At 61.8% G+C, this 22,614-nt stretch carries 24 protein-coding genes; 7 read left to right on the top strand and 17 right to left on the bottom strand.

The features are described from left to right. The first annotated feature begins 27 nt into the window (after window positions 1-27). Entirely contained in the window at window positions 28-228 is a 201-nt protein-coding gene (locus AC1L6K_RS10435) for a hypothetical protein (RefSeq protein ID WP_480952614.1), read from the top strand. A gap of 1,145 nt (window positions 229-1,373) precedes the next feature. Here AC1L6K_RS10435 and AC1L6K_RS10430 read toward each other — a convergent pair. Both AC1L6K_RS10430 and AC1L6K_RS10425 read right to left on the bottom strand, forming a co-directional pair. Then, window positions 1,374-1,550 carry a CsbD family protein gene (locus AC1L6K_RS10430; RefSeq protein WP_480952613.1) on the bottom strand — a complete coding sequence of 59 codons (177 nt, stop codon included), beginning with the start codon at window positions 1,548-1,550 and terminating at the stop codon, window positions 1,374-1,376. Between the two features lie 226 nt (window positions 1,551-1,776). After that, window positions 1,777-1,953, bottom strand: a complete 177-nt coding sequence (locus AC1L6K_RS10425; protein ID WP_480952612.1) for a hypothetical protein — start codon at window positions 1,951-1,953, stop codon at window positions 1,777-1,779. A 673-nt stretch (window positions 1,954-2,626) separates the two neighbouring features. Here AC1L6K_RS10425 and AC1L6K_RS10420 point away from each other — a divergent pair. Beyond that, the gene (locus tag AC1L6K_RS10420) at window positions 2,627-3,031 is read left to right on the top strand and encodes a DUF4383 domain-containing protein (RefSeq protein WP_480952611.1); all 405 of its coding nucleotides are present in this window, start codon (window positions 2,627-2,629) and stop codon (window positions 3,029-3,031) included. A gap of 2 nt (window positions 3,032-3,033) precedes the next feature. Continuing rightward, on the top strand, window positions 3,034-3,735 hold the full coding sequence (locus AC1L6K_RS10415) for a hypothetical protein (protein ID WP_480952610.1): 702 nt from the start codon (window positions 3,034-3,036) through the stop codon (window positions 3,733-3,735). Window positions 3,736-3,886: 151 nt separating this feature from the next. Here the strand turns inward: AC1L6K_RS10415 and AC1L6K_RS10410 are convergent, their stop codons facing one another. Both AC1L6K_RS10410 and AC1L6K_RS10405 read right to left on the bottom strand, forming a co-directional pair. Further along, window positions 3,887-4,216: a hypothetical protein gene (locus AC1L6K_RS10410; RefSeq protein WP_480952609.1), complete on the bottom strand. Its 330-nt coding sequence runs from the start codon at window positions 4,214-4,216 to the stop codon at window positions 3,887-3,889. 444 nt (window positions 4,217-4,660) lie between these two features. After that, window positions 4,661-6,481 carry a glycoside hydrolase family 15 protein gene (locus AC1L6K_RS10405; RefSeq protein WP_480952608.1) on the bottom strand — a complete coding sequence of 607 codons (1,821 nt, stop codon included), beginning with the start codon at window positions 6,479-6,481 and terminating at the stop codon, window positions 4,661-4,663. A 452-nt stretch (window positions 6,482-6,933) separates the two neighbouring features. On the opposite strand from AC1L6K_RS10405, the gene AC1L6K_RS10400 reads away from it, so the two are divergent. Further along, the gene (locus AC1L6K_RS10400) at window positions 6,934-7,083 is read left to right on the top strand and encodes a hypothetical protein (RefSeq protein ID WP_480952607.1); all 150 of its coding nucleotides are present in this window, start codon (window positions 6,934-6,936) and stop codon (window positions 7,081-7,083) included. Window positions 7,084-7,616: 533 nt separating this feature from the next. Here AC1L6K_RS10400 and AC1L6K_RS10395 read toward each other — a convergent pair. The 5 genes from AC1L6K_RS10395 to AC1L6K_RS10375 all read right to left on the bottom strand — a co-directional run bounded on the left by AC1L6K_RS10395 (window position 7,617) and on the right by AC1L6K_RS10375 (window position 11,539). Beyond that, entirely contained in the window at window positions 7,617-8,327 is a 711-nt protein-coding gene (locus AC1L6K_RS10395; RefSeq protein ID WP_480952606.1) for a DUF4386 domain-containing protein, read from the bottom strand. A 197-nt stretch (window positions 8,328-8,524) separates the two neighbouring features. Then, window positions 8,525-9,352: an alpha/beta fold hydrolase gene (locus tag AC1L6K_RS10390; protein ID WP_480952605.1), complete on the bottom strand. Its 828-nt coding sequence runs from the start codon at window positions 9,350-9,352 to the stop codon at window positions 8,525-8,527. 169 nt (window positions 9,353-9,521) lie between these two features. Continuing rightward, window positions 9,522-9,959, bottom strand: a complete 438-nt coding sequence (locus AC1L6K_RS10385) for a hypothetical protein (RefSeq protein WP_480952604.1) — start codon at window positions 9,957-9,959, stop codon at window positions 9,522-9,524. Then, window positions 9,956-10,693 (bottom strand): DUF4386 domain-containing protein, encoded by a 738-nt coding sequence (locus tag AC1L6K_RS10380; RefSeq protein WP_480952603.1) that lies wholly within the window; start codon window positions 10,691-10,693, stop codon window positions 9,956-9,958. The genes AC1L6K_RS10385 and AC1L6K_RS10380 overlap by 4 nt, the downstream gene beginning before the upstream one ends. A 126-nt stretch (window positions 10,694-10,819) precedes the next feature. After that, the gene (locus tag AC1L6K_RS10375; RefSeq protein ID WP_480952602.1) at window positions 10,820-11,539 is read right to left on the bottom strand and encodes a DUF4389 domain-containing protein; all 720 of its coding nucleotides are present in this window, start codon (window positions 11,537-11,539) and stop codon (window positions 10,820-10,822) included. Between the two features lie 197 nt (window positions 11,540-11,736). Between AC1L6K_RS10375 and AC1L6K_RS10370 the strand changes: the two genes are divergently transcribed. Together AC1L6K_RS10370 and AC1L6K_RS10365 are read left to right on the top strand one after the other, a co-directional pair. After that, window positions 11,737-12,081, top strand: a complete 345-nt coding sequence (locus tag AC1L6K_RS10370) for a helix-turn-helix transcriptional regulator (RefSeq protein WP_480952601.1) — start codon at window positions 11,737-11,739, stop codon at window positions 12,079-12,081. Window positions 12,082-12,440: 359 nt separating this feature from the next. Continuing rightward, complete coding sequence (locus AC1L6K_RS10365; RefSeq protein ID WP_480952600.1) at window positions 12,441-13,733, top strand: glycosyltransferase; 1,293 nt, start codon at window positions 12,441-12,443, stop codon at window positions 13,731-13,733. 146 nt (window positions 13,734-13,879) lie between these two features. Here AC1L6K_RS10365 and AC1L6K_RS10360 read toward each other — a convergent pair whose 3' ends face one another. The 7 genes from AC1L6K_RS10360 to ku form a co-directional block, all read right to left on the bottom strand. After that, window positions 13,880-14,305 carry a hypothetical protein gene (locus AC1L6K_RS10360; protein WP_480952599.1) on the bottom strand — a complete coding sequence of 142 codons (426 nt, stop codon included), beginning with the start codon at window positions 14,303-14,305 and terminating at the stop codon, window positions 13,880-13,882. Between the two features lie 348 nt (window positions 14,306-14,653). After that, window positions 14,654-15,562, bottom strand: a complete 909-nt coding sequence (locus AC1L6K_RS10355; protein WP_480952598.1) for an MSMEG_6728 family protein — start codon at window positions 15,560-15,562, stop codon at window positions 14,654-14,656. A 309-nt stretch (window positions 15,563-15,871) separates the two neighbouring features. Next, entirely contained in the window at window positions 15,872-16,657 is a 786-nt protein-coding gene (locus tag AC1L6K_RS10350; protein ID WP_480952597.1) for a sulfite exporter TauE/SafE family protein, read from the bottom strand. A gap of 236 nt (window positions 16,658-16,893) precedes the next feature. Further along, window positions 16,894-17,448 carry a DJ-1/PfpI family protein gene (locus AC1L6K_RS10345; RefSeq protein WP_480952596.1) on the bottom strand — a complete coding sequence of 185 codons (555 nt, stop codon included), beginning with the start codon at window positions 17,446-17,448 and terminating at the stop codon, window positions 16,894-16,896. A 28-nt stretch (window positions 17,449-17,476) separates the two neighbouring features. Then, window positions 17,477-17,635 (bottom strand): hypothetical protein, encoded by a 159-nt coding sequence (locus AC1L6K_RS10340; protein WP_480952595.1) that lies wholly within the window; start codon window positions 17,633-17,635, stop codon window positions 17,477-17,479. Window positions 17,636-17,855: 220 nt separating this feature from the next. Further along, the gene (locus tag AC1L6K_RS10335; protein WP_480952594.1) at window positions 17,856-18,266 is read right to left on the bottom strand and encodes a hypothetical protein; all 411 of its coding nucleotides are present in this window, start codon (window positions 18,264-18,266) and stop codon (window positions 17,856-17,858) included. A 114-nt stretch (window positions 18,267-18,380) separates the two neighbouring features. Further along, a complete protein-coding gene (ku, locus tag AC1L6K_RS10330) occupies window positions 18,381-19,421 on the bottom strand; it encodes a non-homologous end joining protein Ku (protein WP_480952593.1) in 1,041 nt (346 codons plus the stop codon). A gap of 132 nt (window positions 19,422-19,553) precedes the next feature. On the opposite strand from ku, the gene AC1L6K_RS10325 reads away from it, so the two are divergent. Next, window positions 19,554-22,148 carry an ATP-dependent DNA ligase gene (locus AC1L6K_RS10325; protein ID WP_480952592.1) on the top strand — a complete coding sequence of 865 codons (2,595 nt, stop codon included), beginning with the start codon at window positions 19,554-19,556 and terminating at the stop codon, window positions 22,146-22,148. Between the two features lie 45 nt (window positions 22,149-22,193). Here AC1L6K_RS10325 and AC1L6K_RS10320 read toward each other — a convergent pair whose 3' ends face one another. After that, window positions 22,194-22,586 carry an NAD-dependent epimerase/dehydratase family protein gene (locus tag AC1L6K_RS10320; protein ID WP_480952591.1) on the bottom strand — a complete coding sequence of 131 codons (393 nt, stop codon included), beginning with the start codon at window positions 22,584-22,586 and terminating at the stop codon, window positions 22,194-22,196. Window positions 22,587-22,614 lie beyond the last annotated feature (28 nt).

Raw genomic sequence — 22,614 nt, 5'->3', positions numbered from 1 at the left:
CCACCCCCGACGCAAAAACTAGAGTTCTTGACCCAGCACGAAGAGGCCTGCACCCGCCAGGAGGGTGGATCCTTCCTGCGGAAACAGGGGCTGTATTTCTCCCAGATCACCGAGTGGCGCAAGCTGCAGGACGCCGGTGTCCTGCAGGGAAAGCAGACCGGAGAAAAGCTCGGGAAGCTGCCCCCGAGCAGGCCGAGATCGCGCGTCTGCGCCGCCAGCCGGGGGTGAGCGAGAGCCGGTTGAAGAGATCGGAGGCAGCCCTTGGTGTGATGGGAAGACCTCACACGTTCCTGGAGAGTCTCTCCGAGGACACAAACGACGATCCCACGCCCAAGAAGCGCTGATGGACGCCTACACGCAGCTCGTTGGACTCGCTGTCCCGTCGCGGTGGGCCCACCCAAGGAGTCCACATCACCCTAAGCTGGAGCCCTGACGGGTCAGAGGCCACCGGGCTAACAAAGTCCCCCAGTGGATGATCAACGCACCTGACGCGCGCGTCAGTCCTGTGAGGTAGGTCCACAGTTTACATATCAGCAAAGTGGTGGGTATTCCACCCGGTCAAAACTCATTTGCTGAGAGCTGCTACCGGCGCAAGAACCCACGCGTTGGGCCTGCTCATTTCCGGCGCCGAATGTCGCAGGAAGCGCTGAACATGTCCAGCCAGACGCAGACAGCCAGCAAACTGGATGCCGTCGTGCGGGGAATTCTGACGTTGTTTCCCAGATCCAAGGGACTCTCGGTGTCGTGGCTGGGTCCGGATCGGGCACCATGTTTTACGCACAGCACTCGGAACATTGGACTGCTGCCCGAAATCCTCGCAGCAGCCGCATCACGGTATGCGGTAGCCGGTCGTCAGCGCGGGTAACCAGGTGGTTCGCGGCTGTTTTAAGGCGATTTGTTTCCACCCGCTACCGCCTACTCGGGTTGTTATTTCCACCCAGTGTTAGTGGACTGGGTGATCTGGCGGCATGAATGGATCGGGCGGGTAGGGCGCAGTTCTGCCGGCGACGGGTGGAGAGACCCTGGCGGGACCGGAGGCTGACCTGGGACAATCGGCAGCTTGTCATTCATGATTCTGATGTCTTTCCCATATGGCCTGTGCCTCGGCTGATGGATAACACCAAAGCCCCGCAGGTGGTGACGGGTGGCGGTTCCTGCTGTATCGGCGTCAATGTGGGCGGATTGAAGCCCCGGAACTCTTACCTGTCCGATGGCCACCCCGCACACTACGAGCATGCGGAATAACTTTACCCGGCTTTCCTGGTCCCTGGGCGCGGGGCTTCCCGGGACCATATTTCCGCATAAGGGCCGCAGGGCACCCTCCACACTGGTGGCGCAAGGACTGATGCCCAGCGCTGAACCCTGATTGCCCATCAATGCTTCTTGAAGGCGTCCTTGACTTTGTCAGCGGCCTGCTTCAATTCAGCCTTGACCTGATCTGTTTTGCCTTCGGCTTTCAACCGGTCATTGTCGGTCGCGTCGCCGGCGGCTTCTCTGCCTTTGCCACCAACCTTCTCCGCGGCGTGCCTGAACTTGTCACCCAAACCCATGACGCTGGCTCCTTCCCATGCCAGGACTGCCGGCCCTTGTCGGCAGGATGCCATCAGCATAGCCCCGCAAACACCGCGTCAACAGGGGATGTGAACGACAAACTCGGCGAATTCTGAAGCCACTTTTCTCTCCGGCCGACCCCAAGAGTCGGACCGCCATCATCGGGGGACTCAACCCGGCCTCGGACGCGAAATCTGGAAAAAGTCCTGCCGTGCGCTTCCCACGTTACGACCAGGGCATTTGCTGCCCCAGACCAACCAACGAGAGGTTTTCTTGTAGACCAGCTCGCGCAAACAACTCGAACGGATTCCCAGCCCTCGCGGGTGGTGGTGCACACAGGCGAACGCGATAGACAATGCCTTCGTCCTGCACAGCAACCAACTGCACATGCTCAAACTTCATGGTTTACTTCCTGCCATGGTGACCCTTTTGGCGTTCATTCTCTGCGGCCTACAAGTCGTGGTTTCGAGTTCATAGCGATCATCACGCAGGTCCGGAGGCTTTCATTTGGTGCAGTGACGGAACTTTGTCTTCCCACATCCCAGCAACGCTCCCGGTCCGAACGAACAGGAAAAACCACCGCATCGTTCAATTGCCCAAAACCGGCCCGGCCACGGTCATATTCGCTGGCGAACATGCCATTCCCGACCTTCAATGCCCGATTATGGACGGCGGATGGCAAGGCCAACTTCATCGGATCCTGAAAAGCAAGCGGTCCATCCTGCCGGTTAATCTGCAGATAGACCGCGAAGAACTGAGTGGGTTCAGTTCAAGCTTTAAACGAGCTGTCCTCAAGAGATGGATCCGTTGCCCGATTCGCCGGTTCGAGAACAGTGGCGAGCTCTAAGGGTCAAGGATGTCTTGCCGCCAGCTACGAAAAACTCGCGCTGCCCTGGCCTGCTGGCCATCCACCAAACCATCGTCATCTCAAGCGCCATGTCAGGTGACATGTGGTGATTCCACCGGCCCAATCCAAAACAGTCCTGGCTACGAATGACTCTCACGGGTTCCTTCCGGTTCCCGTGGGAGTCGATGCGGACAGGTATCTCCGCACTACGGAAAAGGATTGAAAGCCATGCGTACATCACCTAACCGGCTACTTGCCACCATCTTCGGAGCCGTCTACCTGCTGGTTGGCGTCGTCGGATTCTTTGTCACCAACGGGATCGGGTTTTTTGCCACGGAGGGCCGGAACCTGATCATCTTCGAGGTCAACCCCCTGCACAACATCATCCACCTGGCCATCGGCGCCGCACTGCTGCTGGCCGGACTGGGTTCCGTGACGGCGGCGAAGACCGCCAATTCGACCGTGGGCGCGGTCTACTTGCTCGTCGGCATCGTCGGCCTTTTCCTGACCACGTCTGCTTTGAACATCATTGCACTAAACGGCGCCGACAACGTCCTGCACCTGGCCAGCGCCTTGGTGCTGCTGGCAGTTGGCCTGTCCCAGGACCGGACCGTCACCGCCCAAACCGCCTAGCCATGGCAGCCTTCACCACCACAAGTGCCCCCGCCAGGCATGATTCCCGTCGTGCCTGCCTTGGGCGCCGCAGGGTCATCACCGACTCCGGCGGCCAGGTTGTTAGCCTCTACGTCGGTCTCGCCGCCCTAGGAATTGCTGCGCTGGGCAGTGCCGCCTCCTCCAGCCTGGCTGCCGGCACGAACGGCACGCACGGTCCGGTGGTGTGGTGGGGATGGGTGGCCGGGCTCGGGGCATCTGCCTGGGCCGGGGCAGCACTGGTTTATGCCTTGGCCTCCTTCAGGACCGGGCACCTGCCGATGACCGGCGTGGCGGCCCGAACCGTTTGTGTGGCAGCGTCAGTTCACCTGGCCACCATCCTCATTGGCGTATGGCGCCTGCCCGAGGAGACCCGGTCCCTGGACCTGACAGTGGCTTCGCTGATGGTGATTGAACTGTCCATACTGGCGGTCATCGGCTGGCAGCGTAACCGGGCGCTGCGGACGCGATCCGGGACTGGTGCCGGGCCGAAGCCGTCCGCTCTGACGGTTCTGGGCGCCGTGTTTGCCGCGTCCATCCTGGTGGCATCCGTAACCACAGCGGGCCTGGCGTCGTCCACGGCCGGGCAATTCGCCGTCCCGCACTCCGGGCACGGCACCACCAGCCCCGGAGACCCACTGCCCGGCAACCTGGTGCAGTTGAAACATTCCGTCCACCACCATTAAGCACCCGCAACGCTGAAAGGCCGCCACACACTGACCGCGACCCGTACCCCAGGTTGGGAACGGACCGCGGCCAATGCGTGGACTTATGATCTTTGGACATTGCAGGTGGAGACCGGTGTTGTTTGGGTCTACCGGCGTGGCGGCTGTGTGACTAGTGTTTGCTCCAGCAGGCCAGGATGGTGGTTGCCATTTGATAGGCGAAGTCGGTGCGCGGGACATGGTTGATGCCGACGGTGGCCGGCATCATGGTGGCGTCCACGCGGAGCACCATGTTGTCCTTGGCGAAGACCACGGTGCCAGCGGCGGACTGCCAAACTGGCAGTCCCAGGTTGGAATTCCCTGGATGGGCTGGGCGTTCAGCGATGCGGCCATGGCCTGGGCTCCCGTGGTGGCTGCCAGTGTCTGCGGGAACACCTGGACGGACATGGTGAAGTTTCCGTTCGGCAATGTGTAGCTGCAGGAGTCCGCAATGCTGTTCCATGCAGGCGTGGTCCTGGGAGCCGAGCCCAGGCCAAGGATCTACGTGACGTTGTCGGCCGAGGTTTTGCGGTTTATGCCGTAGAGCCTGTCACCAGTCCTGGGGATCACGCCGCAGTTGTGTTGGCGGCGGCGATATCGTAGGCGTCACCAACGTAACCGATCGACGGTGGCTGGCCCCTTAAAGCCGACGCGCCGGCATGTAGCGGATCGAGATGTACTGCGAGCCCGCATCCGTGTTAAGCCGAGTCCGGCCTAACACGGACCGCGGAGCGCAATAACCAGAGTCAACGATGTCCCGACACATGAGTCAACTATGTATTGAAACCAGACACCACCCGGGGCATCCAAATGTTGCCCTTATCCTGCGGTTTTGTTCCGCGGGTCAAAGTCATCTAATGACGGCATCTAATTTCGCACGTGAATTCTAGGGTTCGAACCCCGTCCCTTAAACAGCATTGTCGACGGCCAGGCTGAGGCGGTCGACCCCGTGCATGGCATCGGCTGCCCTGACCAGGGTCAAGTGCGAGAATGCTTGAGGAAAGTTGCCGGCCATCCGCCTTTCGTTCGTGGCGTACTCTTCGCTAAGCAGACCGAGCTCGTTGGCGAGCCCGACGAGTTTGTCCATTAGGATCTTAGCTTCGGCCTTTCGTCCGGTTCGCGCGTACTGCTCCACGAGCCAGAACGAGCATGCGAGGAACGGATGCTCCCCCGGTTCGAGGCCATCGACGCCACTCTCCGTTCGATAGCGCAGCAAAAGGCCGTCGTCGGTAAGGAGTTCTTTTTCCAGTCGTGCGACTGTGCCGAGCATGTGCTCGTCGTTGTAGGGGAGAAAACCAACCTGTGGAATGACCAGCAACGCAGCGTCCGTTTGACCTCCGCCATAGGTCTGGGTAAAGGAGCCTATTCTCCGGTCGAATCCCTCGCGCATTATCTCGTCACGCAACCTCTCCCGGAGATGCTCCCACTTCTTAACATCTCCGACTAATCCGTGGATCCGTACCGCCCGGATCCCGCAGTTGAAGGCGGCCCACATCATCACTCGGGAATGGGTAAAGTACTGTGCCTTGCCGCGCATCTCCCAAAGGCCAAAGTCCCTGTCGTTGAAGTGTTCTTCGACGAATCCCAAAAGTGCTTCCTGAAGGGCCCAGGAGAAATGGTCTTCTTTGCCTCCGGCCATACGCAGTCGTTCCAAGGCCACCATGACCTCGCCAACAACATCCGCCTGGAACTGCAAAACGGCCGAGTTTCCAATGCGAACGGGTTTCGAATTCGCATAACCAGGGAGGTGGTCGAGCTCGCGTTCAGGGAGTTCCCGCTCTCCCCCAACCCCGTACATGATCTGCATTTGCTCGGGATCCCCGGCTAGTGCCCGAAGAAGCCAGTCGCGCCACTTTAGCGCTTCCTTTTCATAACCGTGGGTCAGCATCGATTCCAGCGTCAGGGCCGCATCGCGCAACCAACAATACCGGTAGTCCCAGTTGCGTGCTCCCCCGAAATCCTCCGGGAGGGACGTCGTCGGCGCTGCGACGATGCCGCCCGTTTCAAAATGAGTAAGGGCCCGCAGCACTAACAACGAACGTTTTACAGCACCCTCATAGGCGCCGTCTTGCCGGCAGTGACTTCCCCAGCGCTGCCAATATCCAGTGGCTTCTTCAAGCGCAGCATCAACGTCAAGCGCTGCTGGCAGAGGCCGGTGCGAAGGGAACCACGTTAATTCGAAATCAAACGTCTCACCCATTGAAATGAGGAATTTTCCCTCGTGCCCGTGCGCATGGGCGTGTGGAAGATGAGGTCCTCTTAGTGCGAACGCATCCGGACCAGCCATGGCCAACAGGACCGGCGCCGCCGTCGGCGAATTGTCGCGGATACGACTCACCCAAGGCACGACCATTGAATATCCTGGGCGAATCTGAAGTTCCTGGCGCATTTCAACGCTGCCGGACAAACCTGTGACACGGCGCACGAGGGACGAACCATTATCCCCCAGTGGCATGAAATCGGTGACAAGGACGTTTCCGCCATCGCTCGTCCACATGGTTTGGAGCACGAAGGTTGAGTCAATGTAGTGGCGATCTTCAACGACAGCGCTTGATTCACTGGGTGCCAACAGCCAGCGGCCGTGCTCTCGGGTGCCTAGGATGCCGCTAAACACTGACGGTGAGTCGAAGCGCGGAAAACAGAGCCAATCCACGCTACCCGCCCGGGATATGAGGGGCCCGGTTTGAAGATCCGATAGCAACGCATAATCCTCTATGAGTACAGCCATGCTCTACTCAATCACAACTTTTCACATCTGGGCCAGCTTCGCTGCATGTCAACATGGTTGGCGCGGAACCGCAGATGCGGGTGGATTCCCCATCCGCGATCTGGGCGGGAGTCGAACGTGGCGAAGGAACTGCCTCCGGGCGGCCACACGCGGCAACCCGGGCGGGATCATCGTTGAGGGGATTTAAGCCGTGGGATCATTCATCCGGCCGTCAAAAGGGACAATCCACCCAGCGACCTATCCAAATGGGTAGTTTAAACCATCCTGAATCAGCGTTTATCCAACTCGCAAATGACAGGAGGATGGATGCTAAGCCCACCATCCGAGGAGGAAAAATGACTTTGACCGTCAAGACCGAACCCACCTCGATAGTACCGGGAAGGTCATGGCCGACAACCCGCCGTCGCCTGTCTTCCCGGCAGTTCACTACCTAGCGAGAAAGACAGAGCCCGATGACACGAGAAGAAGCCTACGCCTGGTGCCCCTCAGATTCGTACGTGGAGTTTTATGGCGGCCAATGGCTCGTAGTCCCGTTTGAGCCCGTCCAGCAACCCGACTTCTTCGACTGCCTTCCCGGCACTGGCTGGGCCACCCGCCATTGATCGGGTTGCCGACGAACCACGCCCACAAGTCCATCTGATGAGCCCTCCGGGCCTCTGGCCAGGATATTTCGTTGATCATCAACAACCGCGGCGCGCCCTCGTCCCGTTCCGGGGCCAGGGCCCTGAGGCCGGCTGCCTTGTGCCGCCGGCCCACACCGGCGCGAGGTCAACCCGTTCGCAGGATCCTTCCAGAATGCGCACCAGCTCGGGCCCGACGCAGACCAAAACCTTCGAGGCTTTCCCCAGCTCCGGCAGCGTCTCAACGCAAGCAGTAGCCGCGGCCGGCTTCGAACGTCCCAGTAGTCGCGTGGCAACAAGCGCTTCGAACAGGTCAAAGGCATCATCGACCGCGGCGACAATTCTGGCCCGGAAGCCCACCATCACCCAGGTTCAGCTCAACGTTGATCAGACATGGACCTCGGCATGGTTCCGGCGGGACTCGCAAACGCGGGAAACGGGCAGGAACCCCCGGGATTCAAGCACTAGTCAAAACAAACTGCAGCCACCGGTCAGTTCCAAGTTGCAGTTGACAATCACGAAGGGACGGAGGCCAGGGCGTTCTGCTTTGGTACTTTCACACCCCTGACCAGCAGGTACAAGACCATCCAGACCTCGGCCAGCGTCGTCGGAATGGCCACGAACGGGGTGAGCATTGCACCGGTCGCGGGCCAGAGGAACAGGAAAGGCAGGTGGGCCAGGTAAGTGAAGCACGCGATCATGAGCAACACACCCAGCGCCTTGGGAAACATGCCCGAGGTGAACGCGAGGTAGCCCATCGGCAGCAGCCAGAGTCCGAAAAAGACCTGTGCGATAAGGAACCCGGAGTGCTGCAGGTCCATCAGGAGCAGGACGAGGGCGTCTGCCCCGTCTGGGCCGAATGCGGCCGCATAAGAGGAGTTGGTGGCCAGGCTCAGTGCTGCAAGATATGGTGCCAGGTTCAGGCACTGGATGGCGACGCTGACTGCGGCGAAAACCACAATTGCCCGGGCAACATTCTTGTTGACGTGCTGGAACAGCAGGCACAGCACCATAGCGACCAGCAGCATCAGGGCGGATTGTGTCAGGTCTGCCAGGAACCCGAGTCGGAACAGCCCTTCATTGGCGGCAATGTTTTTCGCCGTTGCCGCTGCATCACCGGCTACGTACACCTTGGGACGCACGAATTGGATGGCGAAGGCGGACAAAATCGCGATGGCGAGATAAAGAACCCCCGCCACTCTTGCCAAACGTTGGGGAGTTTTCATGATGGCTTCCTTTCAGGACATGACGGAAAGAGACTTCGAGACCATATCCACGCGCATCAAGTGGTGCATGGAAGAATTGCAACAAGGCAGCTGCTGTCTTGTTGATTCCAAAATATTGGCTGGTTGAACGATTCCAGCGGTGCTTTGGATCAGCGGAACCTTCCCACAATTCCAAGATGGCGCCCAACACGCAGTAGTCAGGCCATTGTTCTGAGGAACCGAATAATGGCTGCCGAAGTGCGTTCCGGTTGCTGTGACTGCGGGTAGTGGCCGGCCTCCTCGATCATCACGGTGGTCCCGCCTAATGTATGACTGATCCAGTCGGCCTCACCCTTCGGGTCTGGAAAGTCGGGGTCCTTGTCGCCCATGACAACGAGCGAGGGAGAAGTAACGTCAGGCAGGCATGCGCTTGCCTGCTTGTGATCCGTGCGGGTGGTCAGGCTGAATGCCCGTGTGTAGCCGGGGCGCTTGATAGAAGCTATGACGGCGGCCAGGTAGTCAGGCAAGTCCGTGGGTCGGTTGCCAGCGTAGAGTTTCGGCACGTAGGCCTTCCATGCGGCTGCAGCCCACGGGCGCGCCATTAGCAGGCGCAGGACCAGCCGGGAGAAGGCCGTGCTGGAGGCAGGCTGCCGCACGAATGGTCCAATGAGGACGAGTCCGTCGACGAGGTCCGGGGTCTGTGCCGCAACGATCACGGCGGCGCCGGCGCCCATTGAATTGCCGACGATGACGGCCGGGACTCCTAGCTGGCGCAGTAGCAAGGTGATGTCTGCAGCCGTCTCGACATCCCCGTAGGCAGCGAACGAGGGCTCGCTGTCGCCATGCCCGCGTAAATCGACGGACGCGACCGTGTAGCCGGCGCTCACGAGCAAGGGTGTGAGGAACCGGTAGGCAGCCCGGAGGTCACCCATTCCGGGAACGAGTAGCAAGAGGGGTCCCACGCCTTGGATGTCGTACGCGATCATTCCGCCTGGAACAGGGAGATGCTGCGTCGTGGGACCGTTGCTGGTTCTGCCGGTGTTCACGGGATGGGTTCCTGTACTACTCGGCCGCCTGCGCCCGGGGCTATCCACACAACGGCGAAGGCCAAAACTTTGGCAATCTCGACGGGACGCTGGCCCTTACCACTTGGCGGATCACTGGCGGCGACCGTTGCCTGAGCCAGGTCGGGACTCATGGCCTGGTTGCCGGACATCAGTGCCACCGGTCACCCTGCGCTACAGCGTATCGCTGCCACACGTACCGCCACGGAATGACGGCCAGGAAGATGACGACCAGCGAACAGTTGAAGATGACAGCGCCGGTGGCGTTGTCCACCTCTCCTGCAAGGGCAGCCGGCAGGGCCACTACTGAGAGCCAGATGAGCTTCCAGATGCACTCGAACAGCAGGATGGGCAGCAACCGGACGGGGTAACGCAATCCCAAGAACGCCAGCAAGGACATGGCGGTCAGCAGGCAGGTGACCACGCCCTCGAATAGCGGCAGCGAGCTGGCATGGAGCAGCAGGGGCCACTTGACGATGACAAGGCCCACTCCCATCACGAGGTAGCCGACGCGCATCAGGTTCAGTCGATATGGAGGCAGCTCCGAGATGGCCGGCCTGACGCGTGAGGTGGCGGTGGGGGTGTTCATGGCTTCGCCATTGTTTCAGTGCCGGGAAGTTCGCGACTGGTAGTTGGGTAGTCGGCGTCCAGCGGTGTGGGCTTGAAGCCCTTGACGATCAGCCAGATGCCGAGGGAGAGTTCGAACACGGCGACGGGCAATCCGGCGAAAAGAGCGATCGGCGACACTGCGGCATAGATACCAAAGTAGATCGCGATGTCGGAGACCAGCAGCAGCGGGCCGCCGATGAATGCGATGATCGGGAAAAAGCGTGGCACTAGGGCCGAGCGGTACAGCACGTAGCCCAGGAACAGGTCACAGGCTACGGGCATCAGGCTTTGCGAGAGCAGGAATGTCCAGGTGTAGTTTGCCACCAGTCCGTGGGCCATTGTGACCAGTGTCCTCGGGTCCGTGTTTGCCGTTCCCGCGACGTCGTTGCGCAGCGTGATGATCGAGAGCATGCTGACGACGCTGACAAAGATGAGACAAGTTTCGACAATTCGGGCGGCCACGAACCCCAGTGCGGCAGTTTGGCTGACCCGCTTGGCCACCGGATACAGCACCACGGCGGTGCCGATTCCGGCAAGACCGACGATGACCTCGGACAGGGCACCCAACTGCACCCCGGTGGTGCTGCCAGCGCCCAGAACGAACGCGCCTGCATCATCCTTCACCGCCCTATAAAGCGCAAGGGTGGGGATGGAGACAAACGTGAGCAGATACAGCACGCCGACGGTCAGCGAGATCTTTCTCATCGGCGTCATTCGGCGTCTCGAGGTTGAAGGACTGAGGGGCGGGGTGGCGTGGGTGTTGGCGGCCATGGTGTACTCCTTCGAAGTTGGGTTGGCCTGTTGAAATTAGTCGTGCGCGGCAGTGGGCGCGGGATCTTGTCAGCTTGCTGGCAGCGGATCAGGCCCGAGGCCGATGGGGGTGTCCGCGGTGTATGGCGTATCTTGACCGCCCATGTCGAGTCGGAGCGGCGGGTACTGGTCGGTCATCAGTGCTGCGTATGCGCTGACGCGGAACACCCACCTGTTCAGTCCCATGATGAGGTCGAATAGTGCACGAGGGTAGAGGCCGGCAAACAGCAGGACGATGCCGGCAATGCAGACCAACAGACCGATCAGACCACTGCCGTAGGCCCATGCGTTGTTATCACGCACCTGGCTGTACCCGGCGAAGGCAGCACCCGTGAATACTCCGATGATCAGGTAGTGCGGCAGCGCGAGCAGCCACCACTTCACCAACACAAGCCCCCGTGAGAGCGACTGCGGATGCTCCATGGACAGTCGCGCCGGGTAATTCGGATCGTCGGCCAGCGTGAACGGCGGATAGCTGTCGGTGCCCAGCGCACTGTAGGAGTAGTAGCCAACCCGCCAACTCCAGCGCAACACCCCGACATTGAAGTCAAAGATCGCCCGCGGGTAGCGGCCCGTAACCAGAATCGTGAAGAACGCGGCCACCGACAGCACAAGGAATGCGATCCACAGGAAGAACAGCACGACGATGTGCGGGATGACCAGCAGCCACTTGACGAGCCACAGCCAACGGCTCAGATGAGGGGAATATGCGCCGACGAGAACGAGGGGGTAGGGAGACTTTCGCTCCATGGGAAATCCTTCCATACGCCATGATGCCAGCCACCCCACACGGGGCACCGGCATCTCAGCTGCGGTTGGCGTCTCCAATCCGAACAGATCCGCGACGCATGTCGGCGGAAGTCATTTAGCCGACATGAGAAACAGTATGCTGCCATATATGACATGTTAATGGAGACATGTCCTGAACATCAGATAGACTAGACGACATGGCTGAATGGGGCTTCCTGACGAATCACTTGCATGCGCTCTACTGCGTCGCGCGCCACCCCGGAATCCGGATCCGTGAGATCGCCGAAAACGTTGGAGTCCAGGAACGGGCGGCACATCGGATCGTGTCGGATCTAGTGGAGGGCGGCTATCTGACCCGCCGCCGGCTAGGCAGTCGCAACTTCTATGAGCTGCATCCAAACCTGCCACTCCGCCGGGAAGGGCTGGACGAGGTCGCCGTCGGTGAGATTCTCGACGTGCTCCTCAGTTCTGAGGTGAAGCCTTCCACAACCCCAAGCACCGACGTGGGAGCAACCGGCGAACTAAACACCAGCAGCCGCTGACGAAAACCAGCCTGTCGACGACATTGCACAACCGGTCGCGACGCCACGGCGAACGGCGCAGCTCGATGAAACACTTAATTCTAGGCTCGCCTATTCGAGGTGATTTCCGATCTACCGCGCGCCAGGGTCGCAACAGTGCAAACTACAAGCTCCCGCCAGCAGGCGAAAGCGCCCGAACCTGCAACAGAGATTTCGTGGGCACTGCTCTAATGGGGGCACGCACCCCTTTTCTCGAGCACTTTAGCTGAGCCTCGTCGTGGCCTTGTGACGCCGTATCCCGGGGCGTATGATCTGGACAACACGAGTGCGGCCTTCCCTGGTCGGGGCCGGCGGCTGCTGTGATGGGCAGGGGCACGAACATGAAGATCCTCTTGGCGAGCCAGGCAATTGCCGGGCATTTCAATCCCATGACCGGAATCGCCATGCGTCTAAAGGACGCCGGGCATGACGTTGCCTTTTATACGGGGAGCGTTTTCGCAGGGAAACTGGCAGAGCTGGACATTCACCATTTTCCCTTCGTCCGGGCGATCGAACACACCGCAGACAATCTGAACGAGCTGTATCCGGAGCGTGCAAAACTCAAGGGTCCCATGGCGATACGCTTTGATGGTGAAAGGATCTTCGCCGGCAACGTGACCAACTTTTTTGAGGACGTTCGGGAACTCAACGCCGGGTATGCGTTCGACGTACTCGTCATGGACGCCTCCATGTGCATCCAGCGTCTGGTCGCAACGTTGATCCGCAAGCCGGTGGTCAGCTTCGTGGCCATAGGCAACATGGAAAGCGACCCCTGGGTGCCGCCCTTGTTCTTTGGTTTCCTGCCGGCGCGCACCCTGCCGCAAAAGTTGCTGCAGGCCGGAGCCCGACTTGTGTTGCAACAAGTGGTGACCAAGCCCGCACGGGACAGTTACGTGAGGCAGCTTGAACTCTTCGGTCTCCACACCGCCGCGGGTGTGCCCTTCACCGATGAGCCGTACCGGTGGTCCGACGCCGTGATCCAAACAGGAACCGCGTCCCTTGACTACCCGCGCAGCAAGGACAATCCCAAGGTCCAGTATGTCGGCGCCCTGCTTCCCTACCGACGCGCCACGCAGCAGGCAGGGATCGAGCAACTGGGCCGCTACGCCCGGACGGCGGTCATCACCCAAGGGACCGTGGACAACAAGGACCCCAACAAGCTCATCATCCCTGCCCTCGAGGCGCTCAAGGACCGGGACATGCTGGTGGTGGTGGCCACCGGCGGGGCCGGCACAGACGATCTCCGCAAGCGGTACGCGGGGCCAAACGTGGTGGTGGAAGACTTTGTCGACTTTGAAGCGGTATTCCCCTCCACCGACGTATTCGTCACCAACGGCGGTTTCGGCGGCGTGCTGTTGAGCCTCTCCCACGGGGTGCCGGTGGTTTCCGCCGGCATCAAAGTAGGCAAGAACGACGTCAATGCGAGGGTTGAACACGCCGGGGTCGGGATCAACCTCCGGACCGAATCTCCCTCCGCGGACGCCGTCGCGAAAGCGGTCGACACCATTCTGGCCGATCCCGGCTGGCGCGAGCGGGCACAGGCAATGCGCCGCGAATTTGAGGCCACAGACGGCTGCGCCGCAGCCGTGGCCATCATCGAAAAGACAGTTAGGGACGCTGCCGCTCCAAGTTGAGCATTCCCTGGCTCCGCCCCAGGCGTATTCCCCACGACGGTTCCCCGCCCGGAACGAGCCGCCGCTGATGGCTCACACCCAAACCCCAATGGTTCGGTGCACTCCAACCAGGCTCATTTGCGCACAGCAGGATGCGCCCGGCCGGGTCAGCCCACGGCGACGAGCGTCGACCAGGCAACGTCGATTACGCAAAGCCCATCGTCGGTCTCACGGTAGAAGACATCTCCCGGATAGTGGCTCCCTGGCACCACACCCTCGGGGAGACCCTCCAGATTGATGCTCCATTGAGGGTCGAGCGCCACTTGGTCGGCCCAATACTCCGCGACAAATTCCTCCGGTTCGCCCGCGGACAGCCCTGACCAATCGCCGGGCGCGCCGAGATCCGCCACGGAATCCATGCAGACAATGTCTGACGTTTCACCCGAAGCCAAGTTGCTCACGAGCTGCTCGGTCGTTTGAATCACCTGGGCGCCATCGCTTCCCCGGATCAATGAGTCAACAGAGCATCCAGCCAGCAGGGCCATGAACGCTCCGGCTGAAAGTCCGTAAACCGCTCTCCGAATCGGTGTCATTCTTCAAACCTACCGCCCCACCCATCGGACCTGCGCACGAACTGTCGGGGACTGGCCACTGTCATGACGAGCTGAGCTCGCCCGACAGCATGCTTGCGAGCCGTCGCAACCAGCCGCGAGGCCAACAAGGCAAGACTCACCCGAATCACGGTCTGACGCCGGCGCGGTTCCGGGGACCACGAATGTCAGAAATGGGCCCGGAGAATGGCTGCCCTCCATGGAAAGTGTGGTCGAGACATGAGGGAATGGCTCCGGCAGCAAACGTTTCTTTCAGGCCGTGACCGACGCCGGACCAGTCACCGTCAGCCCCCAACACCCCGCACTAACCGCAGCCAGGAAGCCGGGCCGTTACTGGCCGGGGATCGGGAAGAAGACCCGCGGATCCTGCAAGAGCGCAGGGTAGTCGAAGTCCGCGCGGTCGATGATCTCGCGGAGTTCGAAGGTGCGCCCAAAGCGGCCGTCGTCGAGCGTGATCGGCCGGCCCTGCAGCTGGCCCAACGCGAACCTGGCACCATCGTCCAAGGGGATCAGCACCGTGGTGTTGCCGGGTACGGTCCTGAAGGCCTCGTCCTGTCGCTGGCGGTTGCGGGTGGGCTTCTTCGTCAGTTGCTTGGGCGCCTTGCGGGCACCCTTGGCCCCAGCTTTACGCGACTTTCCGTCGACTTGGGTGACGTCATCGCCGTCGTTCTTGTCATTCCCAGGCTTGGCCTTGCCCCATGCTGGCATCCCGACCTTGTCGAGCTTTTCCGGGTCGACGCCACCTAGCGGGGCCCGCAGAACCCACACGAAGTCTTCATAAGGGTCCTCGGGAACGATCTCCCGCCGCGGCTCGGGCCACAGCAATTCCAAGTCCGTGGGGGTGTCCGGAAAAACCGTGTCATAGAAGCGGGGGTCCTTCTGAATCAGCTTGGAACGGTGGCTCGCATGAAAATCAGGATCACCCAGCCACGACGGCATGGGGATCTTGTCCGCATAGTCGGCGTGGGCGGCCTGCGGGGCGAACTCCTTGATGCTCTCCCGGGTGTTGTCCGGGTGGCCGCGGGCGATCCATTCGTCGGCCATGGCCAGGGCGTACTTGGTGAGGGCCGGAACATGCCCCATCCACATGCGGACGGCGGGGTGCGACTGCCGGCCGTATCCCGGAATCACCAGCGTACGGAGAATTTGCAGCGCTTCAACACGCTGTTTTCCTAGCCTTGTCGTGTCCAGAGCGGAGGCACTCTGCTGAAAGTCGGGGTATGGGAGGAAAGTCTGCATGCATTCAGTCTGACGGCCCGAGCGCCGTGTGCCAATTGCAGGGCCCCTTCAGCGGCGGAGACTTCCCCCACAGTCACGCGCAGCGGCGTTCCAGCGCCGCTGCGCGTGGTGGGGTCGAAGGTTGCTTGTGCTGCCGGCACATCACTGGCCGCGGGAGTTTCGCAGAACGGGCGATGCGCTTGGCCTTCATCGTTCCTGGGCGGAGGCTTGGTTGCTGGGCTCAGTCGTTGGCTGCTCGGCGCCATGTTCGTGGTGAAGCCCAGGAGCAGGGTCCAACCCCTTGCATCCGTTGCGGCTCCGTGTCCTTGGTTAGGGGAAGAAGACCATCTTCACGAGTGCCGCCGTGCCCACCACGATGATGGTTGCGCGCAGCGCCGCGGGTGGCAGCTTGCGGCCAAATTTGGCTCCGAAGAAGCCGCCCAGGAGTGAACCGCAGGCGATCAAGGCGACCACTTTCCAATCAATGTGCTCCCCAGCCACGACTATGAACGTGACGGCGGCAATTCCATTGACAACTGTTGTGAGCACATTCTTGACGGCATTGACTTGCTGCAGCGCAATGGAGGTCACGATACTCATGAAGCCAACGAGCAAGATGCCCTGGGCGGCCCCAAAGTAGCCACCGTAGACACCCAAAACAAAGATGCCCGCCAACAGACCCACGGCACTGCCCGAGGGGACCGCACCGGTGCGCGTCCCGGCCACCGTGAGGGCCCGGCGTCGTGCGCTCAGGCGTTGCAAAGCCGGCCCCAGGGCCACCATCAACAGGCCAAGAATGATCAAAACGGGGACGATCGCCTTGAAGGCCGACGCCGGCAGCACCAGCAGGAGCAACGCCCCTGCCAAACCACCAGCGGCCGACGCCGGCAGCAGCCGCAGAATCATGGCGCGGTTGGGTGCCAGCTCCCTGCGATAGCCCCAGGTGCCGGACAGCCCTCCGGCCACGAGCCCAATATTGTTGGAAATATTTGCTGTCAGTGGAGGATAGCCAAAGAGCAGGAGCACCGGGAACGTCACCAGTGTTCCCGAGCCCACTACGACATTGATCATGCCGGCCCAGACACCAGCGAGCAGGATCAGACCCATCTCCAGCATGCTTTCCTCTCGTTGACTTGAAGGCGCCTTCTGCCGCCCAGCGGCACCCGTCAAATCCTACGGGCAGGTTTGCTTTGCGGCTCGCAACAGTCAGTTTCGGAATGCTTCCGCACGAATTTCTGGTGCCGCAAGCTCCGACGGCGCCTTCGCCCGGGACATTGCTGCGACAGTGCATTGCCCCATTGCGCCGTTGCTTCAGGCAGGTGCTGCCGGACGGTGAACGTGGCCGGCGGGGATCAAATAAAGGCAGTCACCATGGCCTGGACGAATTCCGGCAGAACAAGCGTTGTTTTGCCGGTGATGAGCATCCATCCCTGATCTGGACAGAATTGGACATCTTGATCAGCCCAGCGGGCTCCCGCATCGATGATCTCCTGGGTCAGCCCGGGCCAGCTGGTCACTGACTTCCCGGCAAGGACCCCGGCCTCCACCAGTATCCCCACCCCGTGGGAGATGGCAGCCACCGGCTTTCTGGCCTCGACAAAGTCGATCACAAGGCGCACCGCCTCCCCATTGCCTCGCAATGCCGCGGAGCTTTTTTCGCCACCGGGCAACACCAAGGCGGCGTAGTCCTCGACGTTCAGGTCTGCGGCCAGCCGGTCAACAGCGAAAGTTTCCTTGGCCGGCACCCCCGCCTGCACTGCCACCACCGGTTCTCCGGCCGTGGACACCAGCACCGGGGTTCCGCCGGCCGCCTTCACTGCCTGCCAGGTCGCGATGAGCTCGGTATGTTCCACTCCGCTGGGCGCGACGAGAAACGCGATCTTCTTGCCATTGATTTCATTGGTCACCGAACTCTGCCTCCCGCATCAGTCCCGATCAGCTCCGAATGGAGCCCCTGTTCCGGAACCAGCCCACCGCGGCTGTGGCTACGAACAAGACGACGCCAATGATGGCCAGCCACACCAGGCCCTTGAACACGAATCCCAACAGCGCCAGCACCAGCCAAATGACCAACAACGTGATTATCAGTCCCACAGCGATCCCGTCCCTCTCCACATTCATCTTTGTCGCAGCCACGCAGTCCGGCCAATTCCCGGGACGCTGGCTGCCGCTTTTCTTTCAAGGCTAGGCCCCGGACATGGCCCTGACAACACATCAGCCCGGATGCGGTTTGGGCAGGACACCCAGCCATGCGGGACACGGGTGGGAACGGCGGCAGGAGTCTCCGCCGTCGGACCTTGTTCCACGTCACGGTCTAAGTCTTGGCGTCGTCGCCGTTGGCAGCGGGCACGTCCTGTGGCAGCGCCTCGTGATGCGTACGGCCGTGGCTCCGGCGGTCCTCCTTCATCTCAGCTTCGAACAGGTGCCGTTTGCCGCCCACCAGGCTGTCCCGGGCCCGCTGCTCTGCCGCCTTGAACTCGGCGTAATACCCGTCGTCGTATTCTTCAACCAGCTGGAAAGTCCACCGCCCGCTGACGACGTTGCGGCCCACAATCCGTTCTTCGATGTCGTTCGCCAGTTCCTGGTGGCCGGCGTCCCGCAACATGTCCACAGCCTCGCCCAGCGCCAGGTCGGCAGTGCCGGTCAGCCTGTGAAAGCCATACAGCAGACCCCGTGCATGCTCCACCACTTCGAGTGCTTCAGAGAGTTTCCCCAGGGCTTTCACTGTTGCATCGCTGACGCGGTCCGGCCGCCGATGGGCTGCATCCGGCCCGTCGCTCGGTGGCAACGCGCTTGGCGGCAACTCGTTTGGTGGCTGGGCTCCCGAGTCCCGCACCGGCTAGGCCCCTTTCCGGGCGGTTGTTTCACTGCGGCTGGTCTTGGCCGCGCCAGACTTGGGCGCAGTCTTTTTGGCGGGCGGTTTCTTCTCTGCCGGTTTCTTCTTGGTCTCCGTGGCCGGCTTTTTCTTTCCCGGCTTGTCCGGCTTGTCCGGCTTCCCCGTTTTGGCGGCAGGGCCATTGGCTGGCTTTTTCGCCGGAGTTGCCGGCTTCGCCGCTGCAGCAGCAGTGCCGGCGCTGCGGGTGCGTTTTTGGTCGACACTGCGTTTGAGTGCCTCCATCAGGTCTATGACGTTGCCGCCACCGGAACCGCTGTCTTGAGTCGCTGCTTCCGTGTCGCCGAACGTGGCCTCCGTGTCCAGGGAGTCACCCTGCTTGAGCTTTTCCTCTATCAGTGTCCGCAGTTCCACCTGGTAGTCATCCTCAAATTCGCCCGGGTCGAAATCTCCGCGAAACTGGTCCACCAGGGCTGAGGACATCTTGAGCTCCTGGGCACTGATTTTTTTCTTCGCCGGCGCCTTTATGAAATCGGTGTCCCGCACTTCATCAGCCCACAGGATGCCTTGCAGGAGCAGCACCTGCCCCCGGACCCGCAGCGCACCGAGCCGTGATTTCTGCCGCAGGGCGAACTTCACCACCGCCGTCAGCTCCGTGTTTTCCAGTGTCTTGACCAACAGCGCATAGGCCTTGGGAGATTTGGAGTCCGGTTCCAAGTAGTAGCTGCGCCCCAGCATGATGGGGTCGATTTGCTCGTTGGGGACGAACTGGACCACTTCAATTTCGCGGCTCTTTTCCGCTGGCAGCGATTCCATGTCTTCCTCGCTCAGGACCACCGTTCGTTCACCGTCGTCGTACGCCTTGTCAATGTCGTCGTAGTCGACCTTCTTCCCGCACACCTCGCAGCGGCGCTGGTAACGGATGCGTCCGCCGTCGGCGTCGTGGACCTGATGCAGGTTCACATCATGGTCCTCGGTTGCCCCATACGCCTTGACCGGGACATTGACCAACCCGAAAGCAATTGAACCAGTCCAAATTGATCTCATATTTCCAGTCAAGCACCATCCCCGGGCAGGCGCCAGAGCAAGCAGCAGGCCCCTGAAGCATTGCCACTGCAGGCCTGGCCGGCCACTGGGGCGGGGTGGGCGGGGTGGCCAAGTCCCCGGCGGGCGGACAGAATGAAACCACACCGCCCAAGGAGCCGCCCCGTGTCACGTTCCAATGATCAGATGGTTGACATCGCAGGCCGGCGCCTGAAAGTCAGCAACCTGGACAAGGTGCTGTACCCGGAAACCGGCACCACAAAGGCCGACGTGCTCGGATACCTTGCCGAGGTTGCCCACGTGCTCATCCCCCAAGCGGCCTGGCGGCCCGCCACGCGCAAGCGCTGGGTCAACGGAGTGGGCACCCCTGACGAGCCCGGGAAAGTCTTCTTTCGCAAGGATCTCGAGGACTCGGCCCCGGACTGGATCCCCCGGCAGGCCCTGGCTCACAAGGACCACGTCAGCCACTACCCGCTGGTCAACGAACCTGCCGTGCTGGCGTGGTTTGGCCAGGTGGCCGCCTTGGAAATTCACGTGCCCCAATGGCGATTCGGCGTTGACGGCAAGCCTGCCAGCCCGGACCGCCTCGTCCTGGATCTGGACCCTGGCGACGGCGCAGGCCTCCCGGAATGCGCAGAAACGGCGCTGTTGTGCCGCGAGCTGCTCTCTGGCATGGATCTGGAGGCATTTCCAGTCACCAGCGGATCCAAGGGCATCCATCTCTACGTGCCACTGGACGGCAACCACACGGCGGCTGACATCTCCCAGGTGGCGCATGAATTGGCCATGTCCTTGGAAGCGGACCATCCGCGCCTCGTCGTTTCGGACATGAAAAAATCACTGCGCACAGGAAAAGTCCTGGTGGACTGGAGCCAGAACAGTGAAGCCAAGACCACCATCTGCCCCTATTCCCTGCGGGGCAGGACCCGCCCCACAGTCGCCGCGCCACGCACCTGGGATGAAATCGCCGACCCGCAACTCCGCCAGCTGGAGTACCGGGAAGTCCTGGCACGCGTGAAGGACGGGACGGACCCCATCGGCGCCCTTGGCTGGCAGCAACCTCACGGTAACGACCGGCTGAAGAAATACCGTTCAATGCGCGACGCCGGCCAGACGCCCGAACCTGTTCCGACCGACCCGGCGCCTGAAAGCCAGTCCGAGGCACCGCGCTTCGTCATTCAGGAACACCACGCGTCCCGCTTGCATTGGGACTTCCGCTTGGAGCATTCCGGGGTGCTCGTGTCCTGGGCCGTGCCGAAGGGCCCACCGCTGGAGTCCGGCAAAAACAGACTCGCCGTCATGACCGAGGACCACCCCCTGGACTACGGCAACTTTGAAGGCACCATCCCCAAAAAACAGCACGGCGCCGGCGTTGTCACCATCTGGGACGCCGGCCCCTGCGTGCTGGAAAAATGGCGTGAAGGCAGGGAAGTCATCGCGGTCCTGCACGGAAAGCCGGACGGCGGGCTCGGCGGAGTCCCCCGCCGCTATGCGCTAATCAACACCCCCGGTTTGGCCGACGGGAAGGGGACGGTGGATTCGAAGAACTGGCTCATCCACCTCATGAAGGAACAGCCTGAGCCCGGCAGCGCTCCCGGCGCCTTGCCCGGCACCAAGGCGGGCGGGGCCGGCGTCGACCGTGCCACTGGCACCAACCCGCACATTCCAGCACGGCGTACGGGCCGGTCCGCCGCAACGGACGCGTGGGACGGTGGCACGGGGCAGCTGCCTGCTCCGATGCTGGCCACCGCCGGCACGCCGAAGGACCTCGATCCCGACCAGTCGTGGAGCTATGAAATGAAGTGGGACGGAATGCGGGCCATCGCCGGGGTGGCAAGAGGGGCCGTGCAGCTGGCCAGCAGAAATGGCAACGACGTGACCGCCTCGTATCCGGAGCTGCAGGAGCTGGCTGCCCTGGCCGCCGCCGGTTCCGTGTTCGACGGCGAGATTGTCGCCTTGGATGCCGCGGGTCGGCCGGACTTTGGGCTGCTGCAGACCCGCATGAAGCTCACATCCAAGCGCGACATTGAACAGGCAGTCCGCAAAGTCCCGGTGCAGTTGATGCTGTTCGACGCACTGCAGGCAGACATTGGCAGGGAAGGCGGCGGCGCCCCGCAACCCTTGCGCCAGAATACGTACAGCGAACGGCGCGAAGCGCTTTTCGCTGCCGTCACGGAGGGCCGCCACATCCACCTGCCTCCGGCCCACACCGGAACCTTCGAGGAGGCCATGGCCACCAGCCGCAAACTCGGGCTGGAAGGTGTGGTGGCCAAGCGCAGCGACGGCAAATACCTCCCCGGCAGGCGCAGTCCGGGCTGGCTGAAAATCAAGGACGAACACCATCAGGAAGTCATCGTGATCGGCTGGCACAAGGGAGTCGGCCGGCGCAGCGGCACCCTTGGCTCGTTGCTGCTGGCCGTCAACGACGGTGATCTGCTCCGGTATGTGGGCAGGGTCGGCTCGGGGTTCTCGGACCGCGAGTTGCAGGACGCTGCGGCGCGACTACAGAAGATTGAACGGAAAACCCCACCCGTGGACGGCATCCCTGCTGCAGAGCGCAGGGACGTTGCCTGGACCACCCCCAAGTTTGTGGGTGAAGTGAAGTTCACGGAAGTCACGAAGGACCGCAGGCTCCGTCACCCGGTTTGGCGCGGCTGGCGCCCGGACAAGTCAGCTGCTGACGTTCGCTGGGAAGCTGGGGACAGCGGCGGGGAGCCCGTCCCCCATTGACGCATCAGCCCGGCTTCCCTTCGCCCTGTGCTCAGCTCGCTGTGCTCAGCACGGTGTGCTCAGCGGGTCAGGCGCTGGGAATGTTTGCCGCCCCCGGCGGGACGCCGCACCGTGGCGCTCGGCATCCTCGAGCAGGCTCAGGTTGCCCAGAAAATCGATGTCCCACCGGCTCGCATTCTGCCGGGTGACCCCCAGCGCTGAGACGACGCGGCTGGCATCCGCACAGGCGTCCCGAATCGTCATCGGGTCCGAATAGTCAACAATTTTCCATTCGGCGACGTGCCCGCGCAGCGATGGTGCGCCGAAAGTGCCGGGGGCTTCGGCCGATTCCCGCGAGCGGTCCAGTGCGCGCACCCGATAACCTTTGGCGTCGAGCGCCTCCACGACATGACGTCCTACATATCCAGTGGCCCCCGCAACAACAATCGTCTCGTTCACTCGCCCCGTCCTCCCCTGCTGACCGGCA

The organism is Specibacter sp. BI4 (assembly GCF_056680095.1).
This window is presented reverse-complemented; position numbering and strand designations above follow the sequence as displayed.